A 20,873-nucleotide genomic window follows, 5' to 3' on the forward strand; every position below is an offset into this window, starting at 1 on the left:
CCGCTCAGGCCAGGCGCCGCTGCAACAGCCGCTCGCGCAGCAGGTCGTAGACCCAGTGGTAGACGTAGGTGTACGGCAGGAAAAACAGCATCACGCCGATATCCAGCAACAGCGCCGACAGCAGGCTCAACTCCAGCCACCAGGCGATCAGCGGTACGCTCACCACGATCAGCCCACCCTCGAACAACACCGCGTGCAACAGCCGGGTCCAGCCATTCTGCACCAGGGCCAGGCGCTCGAGCAGCCGGTCGAACAGGCCATTGAACAGCACGTTCCAACCCAGGGCGAGCAGGCAGTTGGCAACCGTCACCACGCCCATGTCCAGCAACGGCTTGCCCATCACCCAGGCAAACAGTGGCGTGCATAGCAGCACCGCGAACAATTCGAAGCCAATGGCCTGGAAAACGCGTTCGGTAAGGGACTTGCTGGTACTCATGGCGGGCTCCCCCGGAATGTCGAGGCTTGTGATTATCGCCACCAACACAGATACTAAAAGTCAATTACCATCGAGCAAGACGATAGTTTATGGCCTCCAATGAAGTGCTCCAGGCCTTTGTCCAGGCCGCCACCCTTGGCTCCTTTTCCGCCGCCGCGCGCAAGCTGGGCAAAAGCCAGTCGACCATCAGCGCGGCGGTAGCCGGCCTGGAGATCGACCTCGGCCTGGAGCTGTTCGACCGCAGCACCCGCAAACCCGGCCTGACAGCGGCCGGTCATGTGATGCTGCGCAAGGCCGAGGACATCCTCGCCGCCAGCAATCGACTGGAAATGGCCGCCAGCCAGTTGGCCCAGGGGCTGGAGCCGAAGCTGACCGTGGTGATTTCCGACACCTACCAGTCCGATCGCTTCGAAGCCGCCCTCAGCGGGTTCGCTGCACGTTATCCGGACCTGGAGCTGGAGTGCCTGATCGCCGAATGCGCCGACGTGGTGGAACTGGTGCAACAGGGCCGGGCCCAGGTGGGCTTCGCCGAAAAGCTGGACAGCTATCCGCCGGACCTGAGCAGCGCCACAGTGGATGAGCGCACCGAGTTCGCCGTGTTCGTCCATCGCGGCCATCCCCTGGCCAGCCTGGCCAAGGTTGATCAGAGCGCCTTGCGCCAGCACCGTGAGTTGCGCCTGACCAGCATCGTCAATCCTTACGAAGACCGTGCCCTGGGGCGGGTCTGGTCGTCATCCAGCTACCTGATGCTGTTGGAGATGGCCCAGCGCGGCGTCGGCTGGGCAGCGTTGCCGCGCTGGCTGGTGGAGCGTTTCGCCGCAGGCTCACTGGTGCAACTGCAGGTACGCGGTTGGCCGAGGCCGGTGGCGGTCGATGCCCTCTGGTCGCGCCTGCATCCGCCGGGGCCGGCCGGCACCTGGTTGCTGGAAAAGATGCTGGAGTGATCGGCCGCGAACAGCCCCGGCAACCCTACTTCCCCAATGCCGCCAGGCGCCCGCGGATAAAGCGCTGCTCGGGCTCCTGCTGCGTCAGTTCCAGCGCCCGCCCATAGGCCTCGCGCGCCTCCTCCAGGCGCCCCAGCCGCCGGTAGAACTCCGCCCGCGCCGAATGCGCCAGGTGATAATCCTGCAACTCGCCGCGCCCGAGTATCCGCTCCAGCAGCAGCAACCCTGCCTGCGGCCCATCGCGCATGGCCACCGCCACCGCGCGGTTCAGCTCGATCACCGGCGACGGCACGGCCCGTAGCAGCAGGTCATAAAGCCCGACGATCTGCGCCCAGTCGGTGTCCGCCGCGCTGGCCGCCTCGGCATGTACCGCCGCGATCGCCGCCTGCAGCCCATAAGGGCCGAATCGGCCGGAGGCCAGCGCCCTCTCGACCAGGTTGCAACCCTCGGCGATCAGTTCGGCATTCCACAGCGTGCGATCCTGGACATCGAGCAGAACCAGTTCGCCACTGGCCGATACCCGTGCCTGACGCCGTGATTCGTGCAACAGCATCAGCCCCAGCAATCCCATGACTTCCGGGTCCGGCAGCAGCTCCAGCAACAGCCGCGCCAGGCGGATCGCCTCGCCGGTCAGTTCGTCCCGAGTCGCGCTGGCGCCCCGGGAGGCCGAATAACCTTCATTGAACACCAGGTAAATCACCCGCAGCACGCTATCCAGGCGTTCGGGCAGTTCGCCCAGGGTCGGTACCTGGTAGGGAATCTGCGCATCGCGGATCTTCGCCTTGGCCCTGACGATCCGCTGGGCGATGGTCGAGGGCGTCGAGAGAAACGCCCGGGCGATTTCCTCGGTGGTCAGGTCGCAGACTTCGCGCAATGTCAGCGGCACCTGGGCATCGGCCGAGAGCGCCGGGTGGCAGCAGGTGAAGATCAGGCGCAGCCGGTCATCCTGCAGGTCCTCGCCCTCCCATTCGGCCTGTTCGAGCTGTTCGGCCTGGGCGATCAGACGCTCCTGGGAGGCGGCAAAACGCGCCCGCCGACGCAGGGTATCGATGGCCTTGAAGCGCCCGGTGGAAACCAGCCAGGCTCGCGGATTGGCCGGTACGCCGTCGCGTTGCCAACGCTCGACAGCGACGAAGAACGCTTCGTGCAAAGCCTCTTCCGCCAGGTCGAAATCACCGAGCAGACGAATCAGCGTCGCCAGAATCCGCCGCGACTCCAGCCGATAGACCGACTCGACCCGCTGCCTGATGCCCTGGGTGATTTCGCTCAATCCGGCAGCCCCTGCGCGAGCAGCAAGGCCAGCCGGTCGAGGCTTTCGCCCCAGCCCTGATGGAAACCCATCTGCTCGTGGCTGTCGCGTTCGGCCGCGCTCCAGTGCATCGCACTGGCGGTATAAAGGGTGCCGCCCGGGGCTTCCTGCAGCGTGATCCGCGCCGTCATGAACGGCTTGCCGGTCGGCGTCCAGCCGGGGGCGAAGGCATCGGTGAAGACGATCCGCTCGGGCGCGGCGATTTCCAGGAACACGCCCTGGTAGGGATACTCGCTGCCATCCGGTGCCCGCATGACGGTGCGGAACAGGCCGCCGACCCACAACTGCATCTCGCAGATCGGCGTGGTCATGCCGTGCGGCCCCCACCAGCGGGCCAGCAGATCGGGTTCGGTCCAGGCCCGGAACACCTCGTTGCGTGGCGCCTCCAGCAAGCGGCTGATGGATAGCTCGTAATCCGCGCGCATCGGTTGAAGCGGCAGGCTGCTCATGACGGGGCTCCTGTTTCCTTATTGTTATGGATCGCCGCATAGGGCTCGGCATCCCGGCGGCGTTTCAGAGATTCAACTCCCGAACCGGGCGGACTTCAACACTGCCGACACGGGCCGCCGGAATATTCCCGGCAATTTGTAACGCCTCGTTCAGGTCACGGGCCTCGACCAGGTAGAAACCGGCCAATTGCTCCTTGGTTTCGGCGAACGGCCCGTCGGTGATCGACAGCTTGCCGCCACGCATGCGCACGGTGGTCGCGGTATGCACCGGCTCCAGCGGCTCGGCCGCGAGCATGCGTCCGCTGTCGCGGATCGACTGCGCGTAGGCCAGGCACTCCGGGTCCCGGGGGCTGTCGGGATGGGTGTGCAGCACCTCTTCGTTGCTGTAGATCAGGCACAGGTATTTCATGGGAAGTCTCCACGGACGGTCGAACAACTATGGCTGTTTTTCCAGGTTTGGCGAAATGCCCTGCACCTGGTACGGACACCTGTTAGTCGAACGAAAGACGAGCAGATCGACAAAGGCCTGAAAAAACCGCACGCCAGCCATTGCCGGAGAATCTTCTCACCGCCACATTCAGGCTGTTTCCTACCTGAATATCAGCATGGCCATATATATGAGATCAGTTACTCATCAACTGTAAAACTTGAGCACTGGGCAAACTTCCCGTTCAGCCATTAAATGAATCCGCACCTGCTGTTTTAAAAGAACAGCGGGGCGATCAATTAATGAATTGAAAGGACTCAATGATAAATGGACATCAGAAACCGGACTTCGAACGACACCCCATTCACCTCGCCAACCGGCGGCCCACAGCTGCCGAAGAGGCCTGGCACGCTGGATCTGGAGTTCAGCGAACACCGGGACGGCATCGTGATCTTCTCGGAGGCGGGACCCGGCTTCGTCGGCACTTCGCTATTACAACGCGATGGCCGACATCTGTTTATCGGCGTTCATGACGATGAGCCCACCGATGTAATGCTGGCCGACTTCGAACCCGAAGGTTTTTATTATCGTCATTTTGCTACACCTTTACCCGGAGCGGGCCGTGCACTGATCCATGCGGTGCAGGACGACCAGGAAAACTTCGTAATACTCGGCAACTTCCGCGATGGTGAGCAGGCCTTTTGCACACGCCTTGCGCCGACCGGCGAACGGGACCTGGCCTTTGGCGACAACGGCGAAGTCCGGCTGCCCTACCGGGCGCCGTGGACCGGCCGTGGGCAGCGGCTTGTCCTGCAGGCGGACGGCCATATCCTCCTGCTGCTGAAGAGTCAGGCCGCGGGCGAAGGGGAAAGAGACGTCATCGTGCGCCTGGACTGCAGCGGCAACTACGATCCCGGTTTCGGAACCTGTGGCGTGGTCACCGCGCGGGAAGCCGGCATCGCCTTCGAGGCACTGGCGCTCCAGGCGGATGGCGGGCTGGTGATCGCCGGTCGCCGCGGCCGCCGGGCCGTACTGATGCGTTACGGCAGCACCGGCCTGCCGGACACCCGCTTCGGCGAGGCGGGCTATCTGGAATTCGAATCCATCAGCGAAGGCAACGCGACGTTCTTCGCCGTGGCCGTACAGCCAGACCAGAAAATCGTCGCAGCCGGCTCGGCCAACCGCTCGGAGGATGTCGCCCTGCTGGTACGCAGCACCACGGAGGGCACGCTGGACCCCGGATTCAACGCCGGCAGCCCGCTCGCCTTCCCCGGCATCGGGTCGTGTCTGGCAACCCTCATCCAGGAAGACGGCATGATCCTCAGTGTCGGTCATGTCGACAATGGCGGCCAGACCTGGCTGATGCGTCACCAGGGCAATGGTGAAGTGGATGGTGGCTTTGGCGACCGGGGCATCAGCCACGTCAACCGCATTCCGGGGGACACCAGCTACTTCTCCCATCTGGAACTGCAACCCGACGGCAAGATCCTGATATCCGGGCGTTATGCGACCCACTCGGCGGTCATTCGCTGTCACGGACGCTGAACCGGCACCGCCTACGGTCTTCCAACGGATGCCCGGAGGCTCGGCACCGGCGGTCTCGATCGGGGCAGACGGTCGCGGGCAGCACTTTCGGGGCGTTTCATATCCGCGCCGTATTATTGCGCGAGCGCCCCGTAAAGCTTCCGTATAATCGATATCATTCGCGCCGGTTTTCCACTATTTCTCTGCAGGTCGCCGCCTGATGCGGTGTTTTGCGGAGTCCAGCCATGAGCAATTTCCAGATTGGTCTGACGGTGCTGATCGGCATCAGTGTCTTTGGCGTCGTCACCTTCTACCTCGACTTCTGGCGCGAAACCAGAACGCAGAAGGAGCGGGAATAGCGCCGCGCAGATCAACCGGGCGAAGGCGCAGGTCAGTGGCGGATCGGCAGCCAGACCTCCACCTTGCCGGTACCGGCCTGCGGATCGAAGTCGGCGCTGTAGCGCTCGAATTCCGGCGCATCGGCTGCGGTATGCCCGGAGGTGGGCAACCACTGCTGCCAGATGGCCTCGAAGGTCTGTTTCAGGGTCGCAAGCGGGCCATGGTGTTCGAACACCGCGTAATACTGGGGCTGCAGTTCGACCCAACGATAGAGTTCGGGCAGATCGTCGAGCCTGCTGATCGCGACGCCGGCAATGTACTCGAAGCCGCCCTTGCCATCGGGATTGCAGCAGATACCGTAGGTCTCGTCGCCCAACTGGCCCGGCACATTTCCGATATGCGGTACGAAGGCATCCCAAAGATCCGGGATGGCTGCCGAGGTATCGGCGTTGAAGCGCCCGCCCAGTCCTGCGATCAATTGAAAGTGGCCATGCTCGAAGCGTGGCGGTGCCAATACATGGCGCGAGGTATCATCCATGGGTACAGATCTCCGTCAGAGAAAGGAAGCCGCGTCGCAGTATAGAAGTAAAAAAGACTCTGGACAGAGTGCCATCAGCGCCATTATCTTCTGCCGCGCAGGCCACCGCAGTGGCCAACGTCGCTCGGACGGTTCCGGGCGCTTACGTCTCAGAGGCCAACATGGCAGACCAAGGTTCGCCGCGCCGCTTTGCGCGCATCGATCGACTCCCCCCTTACGTATTCAATATCACTGCCGAGCTGAAGATGGCCGCCCGCCGCCGTGGCGAGGACATCATCGACCTGAGCATGGGTAACCCCGACGGCGCGACTCCGCCGCATATCGTCGAAAAACTGGTGACCGTCGCCCAGCGCGAAGACACCCACGGCTACTCCACGTCCAAGGGCATCCCACGGCTGCGCCGGGCGATTTCCCACTGGTACAAGGACCGCTACGACGTCGAGATCGACCCGGAAAGCGAAGCCATCGTCACCATCGGCTCGAAAGAGGGCCTGGCCCACCTGATGCTCGCCACCCTCGACCATGGCGACACCGTGCTGGTGCCCAACCCGAGCTATCCGATCCATATCTACGGCGCAGTGATCGCCGGTGCCCAGGTACGGTCGGTGCCGCTGGTGCCGGGTGTCGATTTCTTCGCCGAACTGGAACAGGCCATTCGCGGCTCGATCCCCAAGCCGAAGATGATGATTCTCGGTTTCCCGTCGAACCCCACCGCCCAGTGCGTCGAGCTGGACTTCTTCGAGCGGGTGATCGCCCTGGCCAAGCAGTATGACGTGCTGGTGATCCACGACCTGGCCTACGCCGATATCGTCTACGACGGCTGGAAGGCGCCGTCGATCATGCAGGTGCCGGGCGCCAAGGATATCGCGGTGGAATTCTTCACCCTGTCCAAGAGTTACAACATGGCCGGCTGGCGGATCGGCTTCATGGTCGGCAATCCCGAGCTGGTCAGCGCCCTGGCGCGGATCAAGAGCTACCACGACTACGGTACCTTCACCCCGTTGCAGGTGGCGGCCATTGCCGCGCTGGAAGGCGACCAGCAGTGCGTGCGGGATATCGCCGAGCAGTACCGGCAACGTCGCAACGTACTGGTCAAGGGCCTGCATGAACTGGGCTGGATGGTCGAGAACCCCAAGGCCTCGATGTATGTCTGGGCGAAGATCCCCGAAGCCTATGCGCACCTGGGGTCGCTGGAATTCGCCAAGAAGCTGCTGGCCGAGGCCAAGGTCTGTGTCTCGCCGGGCGTGGGTTTCGGTGAATACGGCGACGACCACGTGCGCTTCGCCCTGATCGAGAACCAGGACCGTATCCGTCAGGCGGTACGCGGGATTCGCACAATGTTCCGCGCCGATGGCCTGGTGAAGAAAGCCGAAGGCTGATGCCCTACTTGCCGCTCGTTCCCACGCTCCGCGTGGGAACGAGCGTGATCAGTCGATCAGACCACCAGCGACAGCAGCAGGATGAACACCAGCCCCACCACCGACAGGATGGTTTCCATCGCCGTCCAGGTCTTGAAGGTCTCGGTCACGGTCATGTTGAAGTACTGCTTGACCAGCCAGAACCCCGCATCGTTGACGTGAGACAGGATCAGCGAGCCCGCTCCCGTCGCCAGCACCAGCAGCTCACGGTTCACACCGGGAATCAGGTCGACCACCGGCATCACGATCCCGGCACCGGTGATCGTCGCCACCGTGGCCGAGCCCGTTGCCACACGGATCACCGCCGCCACCAGCCAGGCCAGCAGGATCGGCGAGATCTGTGCATTCACCGCGATATGGCCGATCACATCGCCCACGCCGCTGGTCACCAGCATCTGCTTGAAGCCACCACCGGCACCGATGATCAGGATGATCGCCGCGGTCGGCGCCAGGCTCGCATCCAGCAGCTTGAGGATCCGTTTGGAATCCATGCCCTGGCGTTTGCCGAAGGTATACAGCGCCAGCAGCAGGGCCAGCAGCAAGGCGCTGATCGGGTGGCCGATCATGTCCATCCAGAGGCGGAAGAAATGTCCGTCCGGCAGGACAATGTCGGCGAAGGTCTTGAGCAGCATCAGGAACACCGGCAACAGCACGGTCAACAGGGTCACGCTGAAGCTGGGCAAGGTGCTGGACACCGGCTCGCGGGCCAGTTGGTCCACCAGTTCCTGCGATGGATTGCCGGGAATGTGCCGGGCAATGAAGGTGCCGAAGATCGGACCGGCAACGATGGCGGTCGGCAGGGCGACGATCAGCCCGTAGAGAATGGTCTTGCCGATGTCGGCGTTGAACACCCCGATCGCCAGCAGCGGCCCCGGGTGCGGTGGCACCAGGCCATGTACCGCGGACAGGCCGGCCAGCAACGGGATACCGATCTTGATCAGCGACACACCGGTGCGCCGGGCAACGATGAACACCAGCGGAATCAGCAGCACGAAGCCGATCTCGAAGAACAGCGGAATGCCCACCAGGAACGCCGCGAACATCATCGCCCATTGCACCCGCTCCTTGCCGAAGGCACGAATGAGGGTCTGGGCGATCTGATCGGCACCGCCCGAATCCGACATCATCTTGCCGAGCATGGTCCCCAGCGCGAGGATAATGCCGACGAAGCCCAGCACCCCGCCGAAGCCGTCCTGGAAGGCCTTGATGATCTTGTCCACCGGCATGCCCGAGGTCAGCCCGAGGAAGGCCGAGGCGATGATCAGGGCAATGAAGGGATGTATCTTGAAGCGGGTGATCAGCACGATCAGCCCGATAATCGTGACCACTGCATCGAGCAGCAGGTAGGTCTCGTGGGACAGTCCAAACATGAGGTGTCTCCTGGTTGTTGTTCTTATGGTGTTCGTGAATGTTCGACAGCCCTGGGGACAGCGCTATCTTTTCCGGCCGGGATTTTCGCTCCCGGCATCAGGCAATCCGTTCCAGGCCGTTGTCCCGCCACCAGCGATTGGCCGACTGGGCCAGTTGCTCGACCTCCCGCGTCGCATCGAGCGCCAGGGTCAAGGGTTCGCCCACCGGCGATTCGAGGGCGGCGAACTGGCTGTCGATCAGGGTGCCGGGCATGAAATGGCCAGGGCGATGGTTGACCCGCTCGGCGGCGACCGTCGGAGTCAGTTCGAGAAACACGAAGCCCAGGCCCGGCACGGCGCTACGCAGGCGGTCGCGGTAGCGCAGCTTCAGCGCCGAACAGGTCAGCACCGGGTGCTGGCCGGCCGCTACGGCACGACGCAGCTCGTCGCTCAGCGTATCGAGCCAACCGGCACGGTCTTCATCGGTAAGGGGGATACCGGCGCTCATCTTGGCGATGTTCGCCGCAGGGTGAAAGCTGTCGCCTTCGATCAGGGTGGCAGCGCCGAGCCGGCAGATAGCCTCACCCACGCTGGACTTGCCACAACCGGAAACACCCATGATAACCAGGGCAGTGATGGGTTGACTCATCTAACACCTCAGCACGAAGACAGCGCTGTCTTTGCCAGAGCTCTTGATACTGCAAAAGCAAAGCACAAAACATTCGTTGCCGACGTCTTCTTGTCGTTTTTATCGATTGCCGCGCTACAGCTTGCAGGTGTTACCGAGCGGGTTCAGGCCAACCACGCCCAGCCAATTGCAGGCCCATCGAGACAGCGCTACCTTAGTGCCTCGAATTTTGTTTGGCAAGCCGTCCGATGACCTCCACCAAGAACGACAAGAATGCCCGCACCACGGGACGCCCCACCCTCAACGAAGTCGCACGCCTGGCCGGCGTCAGTCCGATCACCGCGTCCCGCGCGCTGCGCGGTATCAGCACAGTGGCCACGGAACTGGTGGAAAAGGTCCAACGGGCGGCTGACGAGCTGAATTACGTGGTCAACCCGGCGGCCCGCGCCCTGGCCTCGGCACAAAGCCATTCGGTGGTGGTGCTGGTGCCGTCGCTGTCCAACCTGCTGTTCATCGACACCCTCGAAGCGATACACAAGGTACTGCGTCCGCGCGGTTTCGAAGTGCTGATCGGCAACTGCCACTATTCCCGTGACGAAGAAGAGAACCTGCTGCGCAACTATCTGGCCTATCAGCCCCGCGGGCTGCTGCTGACCGGCTTCGACCGCTCGGAAAGCGCCCGACGGATGGTCGAGGCCAGCAATGTGCCATGTGTCTACATGATGGACCTCGATCCCGGCGCCGGCGTGAACTGCGTCGGCTTCTCGCAACAGAGCGCCGGTGCCACCGCCGCCGAGCACCTGATCTCCCGGGGCCGCCGGCACCTGGCCTACATCGGCGCCCAGCTGGACCAGCGTACCCTGCTGCGCGGCGAAGGTTTCCGCCAGGCCCTGCAACGGGCCGGGCTCTATGACCCGGACCTGGAACTGCTGACCCCACGCCCATCCTCGGTCGGCCTGGGCGGCGAGCTGTTCCTGCAAATGATGAACAGCCATCCACAGGTCGACGCGATCTTCTTCGGCAACGACGACCTGGCCCAGGGCGCCCTGCTCGAAGCCATGCGCTGCGGCATCAAGGTGCCGGAACAGGTGGCGGTGCTGGGCTTCAACGACCTGCCGGTGTCGGCCTTCATGGTCCCGCGCCTGAGCAGCATCCGCACCCCACGCGAAGCCATCGGCCAACGGGCGGCGGAGCAGTTGCTGCATCTGATGGCCGGCAATGCGGTGCCCCAGCCGGTGGTGGACATGGGCTTCGAACTGATGGTGCGCGAAAGCAGCTAGGATCTCGGTGGCCCATTCGCACAAAGCCGATGAGCGGCATGCAAGTTACGGGCGATGGGCTAACGTGAGTGTTCATCAATGGGTCATATTCCGGCCGGAGCGCCGACGAGGAAGCCCGCATGAACCTGCCCAGAGTCCTGCTCACCGGCGCCTGCGGCCGTATCGGCAAGACGTTTTTTCTCGCCAGCAAAGACCGTTACGAGTTCCTGCTCGTCGATCGCCACCTGCCGGACTTCCCCATCGCAGAGCACCGGTTCGTGCGGCTGGACCTGGATGAAAAGGACTCGTTGCCGTCGCTGCTCGAAGGCATCGACGTGGTCGTGCACCTGGCCTGCTCCCCCCATCTGGACGCCTCCTTCGAAGAGCTGCTGCCCAACAACATCCTCGCCACCACCTACCTGCTGGAGGCCACGGCGAAGGCCGGCTGCCAGCGGCTGGTGTTCGCCAGCAACACCCAGGTCGTCGAAGGCCATGCGCCGGATCGACCGATCACCCCGGACATGCCGGTAATGCCGGCGAGCCTGTACGGCGCCAGCAAATGCTATGGCGAAGCGCTATGCGCGCTGTATGCCAGCCAGCACGGCCTATCGACCATCGTCCTGCGCCTCGGTGTCTTCGGGCTCCCCGACGATCACGACTGGCAGCATACCCGCGAGCTGGGCACCTGGCTCAGCCCGCGCGACGCCGTGCAATTGCTGCAACGGGCCATCGAAGTGCAAGGAGTGCAGCACCTGGTTGCCCACGGGATATCCGACAATCACGGCAAACGCCTCGACCTGGCCGAAACCCGTCGGGTGCTGGGCTACCAGCCGCTGGATGGCAGTTCCCGGGGTTCCCACCCAAACAACCCGAAGCCGGTGATGAGAAACCCTGGCAGTGGAGAGCGGCCACCCAGCTGGATGGCCATCCATTCATAGCGAGTTGACGTAGACCGACTTCGCCACCAGGTAGGGTTCCAGCGCCTCGGGTCCACCTTCGGAGCCGTAGCCCGAATCCTTCACCCCGCCGAACGGCATCTCCGCCCAGGGAGTCATCGCCTGGTTGATCCACAGCATGCCGGCCTCGACCCGCTGGGTCAGCCGGTGCACATTGGCGAACGAACGGGTGAAGGCGTAGGCGGCCAGACCGTAGGGCAGCCGGTTCGCTTCGGCGATGGCCTCGTCGAGCGAGTCGAAGCCCCGCACCGCGGCCACCGGGCCGAACGGTTCATTGTTGAACACGTCCGCCTCCAGCGGCACACCGGACAGGATGGTCGGCGCGAAGAAGTTACCGGTGTTGCCGATCCGCTCGCCACCGGTCTCCAGGCGCGCACCGCTGGCCAGCGCACTCTCGACCACCTGGGTCATGGCACTCAGGCGACGGCCGTTGGCCAGCGCACCGAGGGTGGTGTCGGCCTCCAGGCCGTTACCGACCTTGAGCGACTGGGCATAACGGACCATCTCCCGGGTGAACTCCTCGCGGATGCTGTTATGCACCAGGAACCGCGTCGGCGAAATGCACACCTGCCCGGCGTTGCGGAACTTGGCCCCGGCCATGGCCTTGACCGCCGCTTCCACGTCGGCATCCTCGGCGATGATCACCGGGGCATGCCCGCCCAGTTCCATCGTCGCCCGCTTCATGTGCTGCCCGGCCAGCGCCGCCAGGTGCTTGCCCACCGGCGTCGAGCCGGTGAAGGTGACCTTGCGCACCACCGGGTGGGCGATCAGGTAGGAGGAAATCTGTGCCGGGTCGCCGAACACCAGCCCGACCACGCCAGGCGGCACGCCGGCATCGACGAACGCGCGCAGCAGGGCCGCCGGCGACGCCGGCGTCTCCTCGGGGGCCTTGACCAGGAAGGAGCAGCCGGTGGCCAGCGCGGCACACAGCTTGCGCACCACCTGGTTGACCGGGAAGTTCCACGGGGTGAAGGCCGCGACCGGGCCGACCGGTTCGCGTACCACGGTCTGCTGCACCGCGACGTTACGCGAGGGCACGACACGACCGTACACACGTCGGCCCTCGTCGGCGAACCACTCGATGATATCCGCAGCGGAATTGACCTCGATCCGCGACTCCGAAAGCGGCTTGCCCTGCTCCTGGGTCAGCAGTTGCGCGATGCCCTCGGCACGCTCGCGAACCAGTTGCGCCGCCTTGCGCATGATCACCGCCCGCTCGTTGGCCGGCACCCAGCGCCATACGTCGAAACCGCGCTGCAGCGCCGCCAGGGCCCGATCCAGATCGGCGATGTCGGCACGGGCGACCTGGCCGATCACCAGGCCGGTGGCCGGGTTCAGCACGTCGAGCGTCTTGCCGTCTTGCGCATCGCACCACTGGCCATCGATCAGCAACTGCGTGTTCACATAGTTCGCTTCGGTCATCGGTTATCTCCCAAATAATCGTTCACGGCGTCGGATGCAGGCTACTGAACGCGCTATCGCCCAGGGCTGCAAGTGAATGTTCAACATGCCAGAGCGGCAAACCCGGCGGCAAGGATTCTCCGCTTTCCGGCCAGCGCCTGCAGGCGTGTATCGCCCAAGGCGTGGAAAACCGGGCTTTGTACCAGCCGGCATACAAATTGCTCGGTGCCTGGGGTCTCTTAACACTCAGGTATTTATCCCATGTTGGTCAATGCCCGTAACAATCCGGTGATCCAACCCACCAACCGTTCGGATCTGGACCCCACCACCGCCGCCAACAACGTGCTGGCCAGCGGCTACGTGCCAACCGCACAGGCCGCCGCCGGCCTCAGCTCGAACCCGACCAGCCAGAACGCCGCCGACAAGGTCGCCGACAACGTCAATGCCGCGTTCGCCAAGACCCGCGTGCACCTGCAGGCCAAGATCCCCGACGTGGCCGCCGCCGCGACCCTCAGCGCCACGCCGCCGACCACTCGCACCGCGCCGTCTGCCACCAGTACCGACAGCGACGCGATGAAGGAATTCAAGGACTACATGAGCAAATCGCCGGCCGAACGCCTGCGCGAGCAGATGCTCAAGGACCAGGGGCTGACCGAGGAAAGCTTCAAGCAGTTGCCGCCCGAGCAGCAGCAGGCGATCAACAACAAGATCGCCGAGCGCATCAAGGAACAGTTCAACGCCCAGACCGAGAAGAACAGCCCCAACCCGGTCGAGAAGCAGGTGGCCAGCGCGTTCCTCACCAGCAATAGCTGATCGGGCCGCAGTGGCCGGCTTGTCCGCGAAGGGGCCCAGAGGCCGCCAACAGCTTCGCGGGCCAGTCCGGCTCCTGCAGTGGCGGTGCCTGGTGCAGATGGGGCTTACGCCCGCTTTCGCTCACCCGCCAGGGCCGCTGATTGATGAACCCGGCGGAGTCATTCCAGCATCTCGAACAACGCCGTCACGGCCGCGCACTGGCTTATCGTCGGGCACGCCACCAGGGCGAACCGGCGCTCTACCGGTACTGCCAGCGGCAGCACCCGCAGCCCCCGGCGCTCCTTCGGTAGCGTCAGTTCCGGCACCAGGCTCACGCCAAGCCCCTCGCGCACCAGCGCGAAGGCGCTGCTCCACTCCCGCACTTCGACCCGTACATCCGCGAGCGGCAGGCCGGCCTCGGCCGCGAGGCTGCGGGCGTTGACCGTGCAACCCCCGGTCGCCAGCACAAAGGGTTCGGCCACCAGTTCCGCGAGGCTGACCCGGCCCTCGGGGCCACGGGCCGCCAGGCGGTGCCCCAGGGGCACCACCGCGACCCAGCGATCGCGCCCCAGCTCATGGGCCACGCGCCCCGGCTCCGGGTTGAGGACCACGCCGACATCCACCAGATCAGCGGCGAGCATGGCCTCGACCTCATGGTCGCTGACCTCCAGCGCGACCACCTCAATGCCCGGATGGCGCTGGCGGAAACGCTGCAGCAAGGGTGGCAGCAAGCTGCTCAGGACCATGGGAAAACTCGCCAGGCGGATGGTGCCTCCGGTCAATCCGCGGGCACTGTCGACCCGCTGGCGAATGTTCTGCAGGGCCCCCAGCATCAGCCGCGCCTGCTCCAGCACCTGCAACCCGATCGCCGTCGGCACCGCCTGGCGCGCCTCACGCACGAACAGTTGTACGCCGAGCGTTTCCTCCATCCCGGCCAGGGCCTGGCTGGCCGCCGACTGGGTCATGCCGACCTGCTCGGCGGCGCGGCTGATGGTGCCGCTGTCGAGCACCGCCACCAGCAGACGCCAGTGCACCAGATTCATCATTCCAGTAGCTGTCCTTATGGCACGTTTCTGAAGGATCGATTTTACCCGGACTGCAGACGCAGACGAGACTGTCGCCACTGTGTTTTCCCCCTGGAGTCCATCGCCCATGAAGTTGTACTACGCTCCTGAAACCTGCTCCCTGGCCCCTCATATCGTGCTCCGCGAACTCGGCTTGCCGTTCGAACGGGTGCGGGTCGACAACCGCAGCAAGCTCACCGAGCACGGTGACGATTTCCGCCGCATCAACCCCAAGGGCTATGTGGCGGCGCTGCAACTGGACAACGGCGAGGTGCTGACCGAGGGGGCGGCCATCCTGCAGTTTCTCGCCGACCTCAGGCCCGAGGCCGGGCTGGCGCCACCCCATGGCAGTTGGCAACGGGTGCGCCTGCAGGAGTGGCTGAACTTTCTCGGCAGCGAGATCCACGGGACCATGGGGCCGTTGTTCAACGTGACGATCCCCGAGGAGGTCAAGGCGATCTTCCGCACACGGCTGTTCCAGCGCTTCGACTTGCTGGAAAACACCCTGGCGAAGCAGGACTATCTGCTCGAAGGCGATTTCAGCGTGGCGGATGCCTATCTGTTCACGGTGATGCGCTGGAACCGTTTCTTCGCCGTCGACCTGGCGCCCTGGCCGGCCCTGGTGCGCTTCATGACACGGATTGGCGAACGGCCTAACGTCAAGCTGGCGCTGGAGGTCGAGTCGGCGCCGTGATATTCCCCTTGCGGGAGAGGGCCGGGCGGCGCTCCGCTTGCGGGCGATAGCGCCGATTCGACCGACACAAGACTCACGACCTGCGCAGCTCCGGCCACCCCCGGCTCTCGATCAACGCCAGCAATGCCTGCACATCCCAGGCGCCCGGCCGGTCCGTCTCCAGCCGGGCCACCTGGCTGCGCACCGCCCGATGGATCCCGGCGGTCCCCTGCCCCAGGCGCACATCGCCACGCAGGTCCACCGCCTGGGCGGCGGCGATCAGTTCGATGGCCGCCTGGGTTTGCACCAGGCGCACCAGTTCGCGGGTCTTGTCGATCACCGCCAACGCCTGCCCGGCATAATCCTCCACCCGATCCGCCACCGCGATACACACGGCCGGCAACGGATTGGCCAGGTGCCCGATCTGCGCCAGCAGCGCCGCCGAAGTCCGCTGCAACGCCGCCAGCCCGACATGCCCCGGCGTCTCGATCAGAAAGCGCGGCAGCTCGCTGGAGGCCGGCGACAACAACTTCGCCAGGCGCTCCGCCGAGCACGCCGCCAGGCGACTGAAAGCCAGGCCCAGACCCTCACTTGCCAGTGCCAGATGGGTACTGTCGAAATTGCCATTGGCCAGTACCTGTCCATCCTCGACCACCAACGCCGGATTGTCGGCACCGCTCGCCAGCTCCGTCGCCAGTGTGTCGCGCAACTGTTGCCAGGCCTGCCGGGCAGCGCCCTGAACCTGCGCGGCACAGCGAAAACTCAGTGGGTCCTGCAAGCGTCGCGCGGCCTGTGGCTGCGTCAGCTCACCACCTTCGAACAGCGCCAGCAACAACGCCGCCTGTGCGGCGTGCCCACTGACCGGATGCAGTTGCGCGGCCCGCGGCCGGAACGGGCCGAGATTGGCCCGGTAGCCCTCACAGGACAAAGCCAGTGCCGCCAGCAACGAGTCCAGCGCCCGGTCCGCCTCGTCCAGCAGCAAGCTGCCGAGTCCGAGGCTCGCCGCATTGGCCGAGACCAGCGCCAGGCCATCCTTGCCGGACAACGCCGGCACCGCCAGGCCGCATTCGGCCAGTGCCTGCGCCGCCGGCACGCGCTGCCCGCGCCACTGCACCCAGCCTTCGCCGAGCAGCCCGAGACTCAGGTGCGCCAGCGGTGCCAGGTCGCTTTCGCCGAGCGAACCGGTCAACGGAATCTCCGGGCAGATATCGGCGTCGAGCAACGCCAGCAGTGCCTCTGCCGTCGCCAGGGAAATGCCCGAACGCCCCTCGGCCAACCCGGCCAGGCGAGCCGCGGCGATAGCCCGAACCTCCTCGCGACTGGCCAGGCGTCCGACCCCGACCGCACGCCCCAAGGCAATGCGTGGCTGCCGCCGCGGGTCATCCGTCGGCAGGCGCAGATCCACCGCCGCGCCAAGGCCGGTGGTGACGCCATAGATCGCCGCACCCGCCTCGGCCCGGGCCAGCAACAAGCGGTGGGACTGGTCGATCCGCTGGCGCGCCGGCTCGCCCAGGCGCAGTGCGGCGGTACCCCGGGCAACCCGTAGCAGGTCCTGCACAGACAACGGTCGCTCACCCAGTTCGATGGCCGTCATGCGAAACGCAACCGCTGGCCGATCCCCAGCCTGGCCGCCTTGCGCAACAGCGCATGGCCCAGGGCGATATCGCTCAGGCTCAGCCCGCGATGCCAGAACAGAATACGTTCCCCGGGGCTCTGTCGACCGTTCTTCAAGCCGGCGACGATCTGCCCCAACTCCGCATGCAGGGTCTGTTCACTGAGCTTGCCCGCCTCGACATGGGCTCGCAGCGCACCGAACAGACCGCCTTTGCACTGGCCCCAGTCGTCGACCACCAGCTTGTCCATGATATCGGTCAGCGACAGCTCCACCGCGCTCATGGTGCCGTAGGGCACGACGAAGGCGCCGGGCTTGATCCACTCGGTGCGCAACAGCGGTTGCGGCTGGTCCAGGCGCGAGGCCTCGACCACGATATCGGCTCCGCGCACCGTGCTTTCCCAGTCGTGGGTGACCGTCACCGGCTTGCCAAGATCGCGACGCAGGCGTTCGGCGAAAGCCTCGCGGCTTTCCTCGCGACGCGAATGCACACGGATCTCGTCGAAGTCGAACAGGTGATCGAGCAGTCGCACGTTCCAGTAGGCGGTGCCCCGTGCGCCGATGTGCCCGAGCACCTTGCTGTCGGGACGGGCCAGGTACTTGGCACCGATGGCCGTCACCGCGCCGGTGCGCATGTCGGTGATCGCCGAGGCATCGAGAATCGCCTTCGGCACCCCGGTGGCCGGGTCCATCAGGTTGAGGATCGCCAGTTCCGACGGCAGGCCCTGACGATAGTTGTCGACGAAATCGCCGACCACCTTGACCCCGGCATAGCCGATATCGCCACCCAGCACACCACGCAGGATATTGAAGTGCCCCTTGATCGCGTCACCGGGAATCAGGTGGGTACGCGGTTCGATCACCGCTTCGCCGCGGCCCTGGATCGCCAGGCTGGCGTCGATGGCGTCGAGAATTTCGTCATTGCCCAGGTCCAGGGCGTCGATGTCCGGACCGTTGAGAAAGTCGATGTAAACAGGTTGCATGGAAGGTGTTTTCCTCTGCTGGGCTCATTCGGCCTTGAACACGTTCTGCTGCACCTTGATCGACTTGGGCACCAGGTGATTGGCGAAAAACAGGTCGGCGGTACGCTGCTGGTTATCGACGGTGGCCTGGTCGATGGCGCGCAGCGGTACCCGCGAGCGATGCTCGAAGTAACGCTGGACCACCGGCCGTTGCAGGCCGAGGGCCTGGGTCATCAGGTCGATGCTCGCATCAGGCTGGTCGAAGGACACCTGCTGGCCCTGGCCGATGGCCTTGAGGATGGGCGCGATGCTTTGCGGGTAATGGCGGGCGAACGCGCCACTGGCGATGTACAGCGAACCGCCGGAGTTGAGCCCCTGGCCGTCGCTGAGCAGGCGCGCGCTGCCATCGAGCAGGGCCGCGGAGTAGTATGGGTCCCAGATCACCCAGGCATCCAGCTTGCCCTGTTCGAAGGCCGCCCGGGCATCGGCCGGCGACAGGTAGACCAGGTTCACGTCGCTGAGCTTGAGGCCGGCCTTGCCCAGGCTCTTGAGGAACAGGTTGTGCGCGCTGGAGCCCTTGAGCAGCGCGACACGCTTGCCCTTGAGACCCGCCACGTCCTGCACGTCGCTGGCCTTGGGCACGATGATCGCCTCGGTCTGGCCATCGGTGGGTTCGATGCCGATGTAGACGAAATCGATACCGGCGACCTGGGCGAAGATCGGCGGGATATCGCCAATGTTGCCTACATCCAGGCTACCGCCGTTGAGCGCTTCGATCAGTTGCGGACCGCCCGGGAATTCGACCCATTGCACCTGGGTGCCGGGCAGGGCCTTTTCCAGCAGCTTGTGCTCGCGGGCCAGGACCATGCTCACCGAACTCTTCTGGTAACCGATCCGCAGGGTAGCGGGCTCGGCAGCCTGGGCCAGTTGGCTCAGCAGGACCAGGGACAAGGCCAGCCAGATTCGCTTGAGCATCACAGGGCCCCCTTGACGCGTTCGGCAACGGCAGCGGGTACCCACTGGCTCCAGACCTGCGGCTGTTCACGCAGGAAGGTGGTCGCTACCGCCCGCGGCGCCAGGCGCTTCTCGCTCATCTGCGCCAGGGTGCGGTTGAGCAGGTCGATGGGCAGGTCGACCTTCTCGAACACCTCGACCAACTCCGGGTACTGCTGTTTGAAAGCGGCGGAAACACCAATCGCCAAATGCGCCGGCAGCGAGCGGGTGCCACGTGGATGCGGGTTGCTGGCATCGGCCAGGGTCTTCCAGGCCTCGGCGTCGAAGGGTGGCTCCTCCAGCTTGACCAGATTGAAGCGCCCCAGCAGCGGGGTGGGCGACCAGTAGTAGAACAGCACCGGCTTGCCGCGCTTGACCGCGGAGCTGACCTCGGCGTCCAGCGCCGCGCCGGAACCGGTGCGGAAGTTGACGAAGCTGTCGCTCAGGCCGTAGGCCTTGATCTTCTGGCTGTTGACGATTTCCGAAGTCCAGCCGGTGGGGCTGTTGAGGAAACGGCCGCGGGACGGGTCTTCCGGGTCGGCGAACACGTCCTTGTAGCGTGGCAGGTCGGCCACCGACCTGAGATCCGGCGCCAGCGGCCTGATACCCCGCGCCGGGTCACCCTTGATCACGTATTCCGGTACCCACCAGCCTTCGGTGGCCCCCTTGACGGTATCGCCGAGGCCGAACACCTTGCCTTCGCTTTCGGCCTTGACCCAGGCCGGGCTGCGACCGGCCCATTCCTCACCGATCACCTGGATATCGTTCTTCGCCAGGGCGGCCTCCAGGCTCACGGTACTGCCGGGCAGGGTGTCGGTCGGATAGCCGTAGCCTTTCTCGACGATCAGCCGCAGCACCTCGGTGATCAGGCTGCCGCTTTCCCAGGTGATGTCACCGAAATGGATGGGGGGCGGCTGGTCGGCGGCGGGGGCCTGTTGGGCCAGCAGGCTCAGTGCCAGCAGCGAGCTGCCGAGCAGGGTCTTGATGGATGTCATGGTCACCTCGTGGTGGTCTGGTTTTCAGGGTTGGGCGAAACAAAACAGGGGCTGCTGCGACCGTTGGCAATGTGAATGCGCATTGAGCCCCGCCGCGCCCTCGGCGGCGCTTCAGGGAGTGATGGGCTGTGCCCGACACCAACCTTTAGGCATGGCATTGTGCTCACGGACCAACAGGCGATTACCGTTAGCCCGCCCCCGTGGTTGCGGCGTTTCCGACTCCCGACTCACCGCCATCGAGTCTCGCCCGCAGGCAACGGCTGAACGCCCGGGTCATGTAGTCGCTGACCGAGCGTTGGGAGATACCCAGCTCGGCGGCGATCTCGGGATAGGTCAGGCCATTGACCCGGGACAGCAGGAAGCTCGCCTTGACCTTGTCCGGCAACCCGCCGAGCAAGCGCTCGACGCGTTCCAACGCTTCAAGCATTTGCGCCAGGTCCTCGGGCGATGGCACCGGTACTTCGGCGTCCTGTTGCAGGGCATCAAGATAGGCCCGCTCCAGATCCCGGCGGCGCCAGAGCTGGTACATCAGTCGCTGCGCGAGGGTGGTCAACAGGGCGCGGGGCTGGCGGATCGACAAGCCGTCTGCGGCCGTCAGCAACTGGACAAAGGTGTCGGCGGCGATGTCTTCGGCACTGGCGCTGGAGTCGAGATGACGGCGCAGGCGGCCGCAGAGCCAGTCGTAATGGCTGCGGAACAATCCGCCCACGTAGTCGCTGTGAGGTGTGTCGGCGCCGGACATAGTGGCTCCTGGAAAAAGAGTTGCGCTATATGTCCGGTGGTCCGGTGGCGGGATGCTACCAAC

Annotated in this window: 21 protein-coding genes; 7 read left to right on the forward strand and 14 right to left on the reverse strand. The window is 64.8% G+C overall.

Features of this window, described 5'->3' with window-relative positions; translation table 11 throughout:
• Positions 1–4: 4 nt before the first annotated feature.
• Positions 5–436 carry a multidrug/biocide efflux PACE transporter gene (locus tag ACMGT0_RS25255; protein WP_416770278.1) on the reverse strand — a complete coding sequence of 144 codons (432 nt, stop codon included), beginning with the start codon at positions 434–436 and terminating at the stop codon, positions 5–7.
• Positions 437–525: 89 nt separating this feature from the next.
• Here ACMGT0_RS25255 and ACMGT0_RS25260 point away from each other — a divergent pair, with 89 nt between their 5' ends.
• Entirely contained in the window at positions 526–1,380 is an 855-nt protein-coding gene (locus ACMGT0_RS25260) for a LysR family transcriptional regulator (protein WP_054058353.1), read from the forward strand.
• A 25-nt stretch (positions 1,381–1,405) separates the two neighbouring features.
• Here ACMGT0_RS25260 and ACMGT0_RS25265 read toward each other — a convergent pair whose 3' ends face one another.
• The 3 genes from ACMGT0_RS25265 to ACMGT0_RS25275 form a co-directional block, all read right to left on the reverse strand.
• Entirely contained in the window at positions 1,406–2,641 is a 1,236-nt protein-coding gene (locus ACMGT0_RS25265; protein ID WP_054056524.1) for an RNA polymerase sigma factor, read from the reverse strand.
• A 5-nt stretch (positions 2,642–2,646) separates the two neighbouring features.
• Positions 2,647–3,138: an SRPBCC family protein gene (locus ACMGT0_RS25270; protein WP_054056514.1), complete on the reverse strand. Its 492-nt coding sequence runs from the start codon at positions 3,136–3,138 to the stop codon at positions 2,647–2,649.
• A gap of 64 nt (positions 3,139–3,202) precedes the next feature.
• Positions 3,203–3,547 carry a YciI family protein gene (locus tag ACMGT0_RS25275; protein WP_054056515.1) on the reverse strand — a complete coding sequence of 115 codons (345 nt, stop codon included), beginning with the start codon at positions 3,545–3,547 and terminating at the stop codon, positions 3,203–3,205.
• A 345-nt stretch (positions 3,548–3,892) separates the two neighbouring features.
• Between ACMGT0_RS25275 and ACMGT0_RS25280 the strand changes: the two genes are divergently transcribed.
• Positions 3,893–5,110 (forward strand): hemolysin, encoded by a 1,218-nt coding sequence (locus ACMGT0_RS25280; RefSeq protein WP_416770281.1) that lies wholly within the window; start codon positions 3,893–3,895, stop codon positions 5,108–5,110.
• Positions 5,111–5,480: 370 nt separating this feature from the next.
• On the opposite strand, the gene ACMGT0_RS25285 is transcribed toward ACMGT0_RS25280, so the two are convergent.
• Positions 5,481–5,966 (reverse strand): GyrI-like domain-containing protein, encoded by a 486-nt coding sequence (locus ACMGT0_RS25285; protein WP_416770283.1) that lies wholly within the window; start codon positions 5,964–5,966, stop codon positions 5,481–5,483.
• Between the two features lie 161 nt (positions 5,967–6,127).
• Between ACMGT0_RS25285 and alaC the strand changes: the two genes are divergently transcribed.
• Positions 6,128–7,345 carry an alanine transaminase gene (gene alaC, locus ACMGT0_RS25290; protein ID WP_017905281.1) on the forward strand — a complete coding sequence of 406 codons (1,218 nt, stop codon included), beginning with the start codon at positions 6,128–6,130 and terminating at the stop codon, positions 7,343–7,345.
• 56 nt (positions 7,346–7,401) lie between these two features.
• Here alaC and ACMGT0_RS25295 read toward each other — a convergent pair whose 3' ends face one another.
• Both ACMGT0_RS25295 and ACMGT0_RS25300 read right to left on the reverse strand, forming a co-directional pair.
• Positions 7,402–8,754 (reverse strand): GntP family permease, encoded by a 1,353-nt coding sequence (locus ACMGT0_RS25295; RefSeq protein ID WP_054056518.1) that lies wholly within the window; start codon positions 8,752–8,754, stop codon positions 7,402–7,404.
• A 97-nt stretch (positions 8,755–8,851) separates the two neighbouring features.
• A complete protein-coding gene (locus ACMGT0_RS25300; protein ID WP_054056519.1) occupies positions 8,852–9,382 on the reverse strand; it encodes a gluconokinase in 531 nt (176 codons plus the stop codon).
• A 227-nt stretch (positions 9,383–9,609) separates the two neighbouring features.
• Here ACMGT0_RS25300 and ACMGT0_RS25305 point away from each other — a divergent pair, with 227 nt between their 5' ends.
• Both ACMGT0_RS25305 and ACMGT0_RS25310 read left to right on the forward strand, forming a co-directional pair.
• Positions 9,610–10,641 (forward strand): LacI family DNA-binding transcriptional regulator, encoded by a 1,032-nt coding sequence (locus ACMGT0_RS25305; protein WP_054056520.1) that lies wholly within the window; start codon positions 9,610–9,612, stop codon positions 10,639–10,641.
• 119 nt (positions 10,642–10,760) lie between these two features.
• A complete protein-coding gene (locus ACMGT0_RS25310; RefSeq protein ID WP_054061603.1) occupies positions 10,761–11,558 on the forward strand; it encodes an NAD-dependent epimerase/dehydratase family protein in 798 nt (265 codons plus the stop codon).
• Here ACMGT0_RS25310 and ACMGT0_RS25315 read toward each other — a convergent pair.
• Complete coding sequence (locus ACMGT0_RS25315) at positions 11,553–12,998, reverse strand: NAD-dependent succinate-semialdehyde dehydrogenase (RefSeq protein WP_054056522.1); 1,446 nt, start codon at positions 12,996–12,998, stop codon at positions 11,553–11,555. The genes ACMGT0_RS25310 and ACMGT0_RS25315 overlap by 6 nt on opposite strands.
• Positions 12,999–13,238: 240 nt before the next feature.
• On the opposite strand from ACMGT0_RS25315, the gene ACMGT0_RS25320 reads away from it, so the two are divergent.
• Positions 13,239–13,790 carry a hypothetical protein gene (locus ACMGT0_RS25320; RefSeq protein ID WP_054061604.1) on the forward strand — a complete coding sequence of 184 codons (552 nt, stop codon included), beginning with the start codon at positions 13,239–13,241 and terminating at the stop codon, positions 13,788–13,790.
• A 158-nt stretch (positions 13,791–13,948) separates the two neighbouring features.
• Here ACMGT0_RS25320 and ACMGT0_RS25325 read toward each other — a convergent pair whose 3' ends face one another.
• Positions 13,949–14,815 carry a LysR family transcriptional regulator gene (locus ACMGT0_RS25325; protein ID WP_416770288.1) on the reverse strand — a complete coding sequence of 289 codons (867 nt, stop codon included), beginning with the start codon at positions 14,813–14,815 and terminating at the stop codon, positions 13,949–13,951.
• Positions 14,816–14,921: 106 nt separating this feature from the next.
• Between ACMGT0_RS25325 and gstA the strand changes: the two genes are divergently transcribed.
• Positions 14,922–15,527, forward strand: coding sequence for a glutathione transferase GstA (gene gstA / locus ACMGT0_RS25330; protein ID WP_054061389.1), 606 nt, complete (start codon positions 14,922–14,924; stop codon positions 15,525–15,527).
• Positions 15,528–15,600: 73 nt separating this feature from the next.
• On the opposite strand, the gene ACMGT0_RS25335 is transcribed toward gstA, so the two are convergent.
• The 5 genes from ACMGT0_RS25335 to ACMGT0_RS25355 all read right to left on the reverse strand — a co-directional run bounded on the left by ACMGT0_RS25335 (position 15,601) and on the right by ACMGT0_RS25355 (position 20,810).
• Entirely contained in the window at positions 15,601–17,100 is a 1,500-nt protein-coding gene (locus tag ACMGT0_RS25335) for an aromatic amino acid lyase (protein ID WP_416770290.1), read from the reverse strand.
• Positions 17,097–18,101 (reverse strand): ornithine cyclodeaminase family protein, encoded by a 1,005-nt coding sequence (locus ACMGT0_RS25340; protein WP_416770292.1) that lies wholly within the window; start codon positions 18,099–18,101, stop codon positions 17,097–17,099. The genes ACMGT0_RS25335 and ACMGT0_RS25340 overlap by 4 nt, the downstream gene beginning before the upstream one ends.
• A gap of 24 nt (positions 18,102–18,125) precedes the next feature.
• Complete coding sequence (locus ACMGT0_RS25345) at positions 18,126–19,055, reverse strand: aliphatic sulfonate ABC transporter substrate-binding protein (RefSeq protein WP_054061609.1); 930 nt, start codon at positions 19,053–19,055, stop codon at positions 18,126–18,128.
• Positions 19,055–20,068 (reverse strand): ABC transporter substrate-binding protein, encoded by a 1,014-nt coding sequence (locus ACMGT0_RS25350; protein WP_054057543.1) that lies wholly within the window; start codon positions 20,066–20,068, stop codon positions 19,055–19,057. Before ACMGT0_RS25350 ends, ACMGT0_RS25345 begins: the two co-directional genes overlap by 1 nt.
• Positions 20,069–20,255: 187 nt before the next feature.
• Positions 20,256–20,810, reverse strand: a complete 555-nt coding sequence (locus ACMGT0_RS25355; protein ID WP_054057544.1) for a sigma-70 family RNA polymerase sigma factor — start codon at positions 20,808–20,810, stop codon at positions 20,256–20,258.
• Positions 20,811–20,873: the final 63 nt, after the last annotated feature.

This window comes from Pseudomonas sp. RHF3.3-3 (assembly GCF_048069595.1).
GTDB lineage: Bacteria > Pseudomonadota > Gammaproteobacteria > Pseudomonadales > Pseudomonadaceae > Aquipseudomonas > Aquipseudomonas fuscovaginae_B.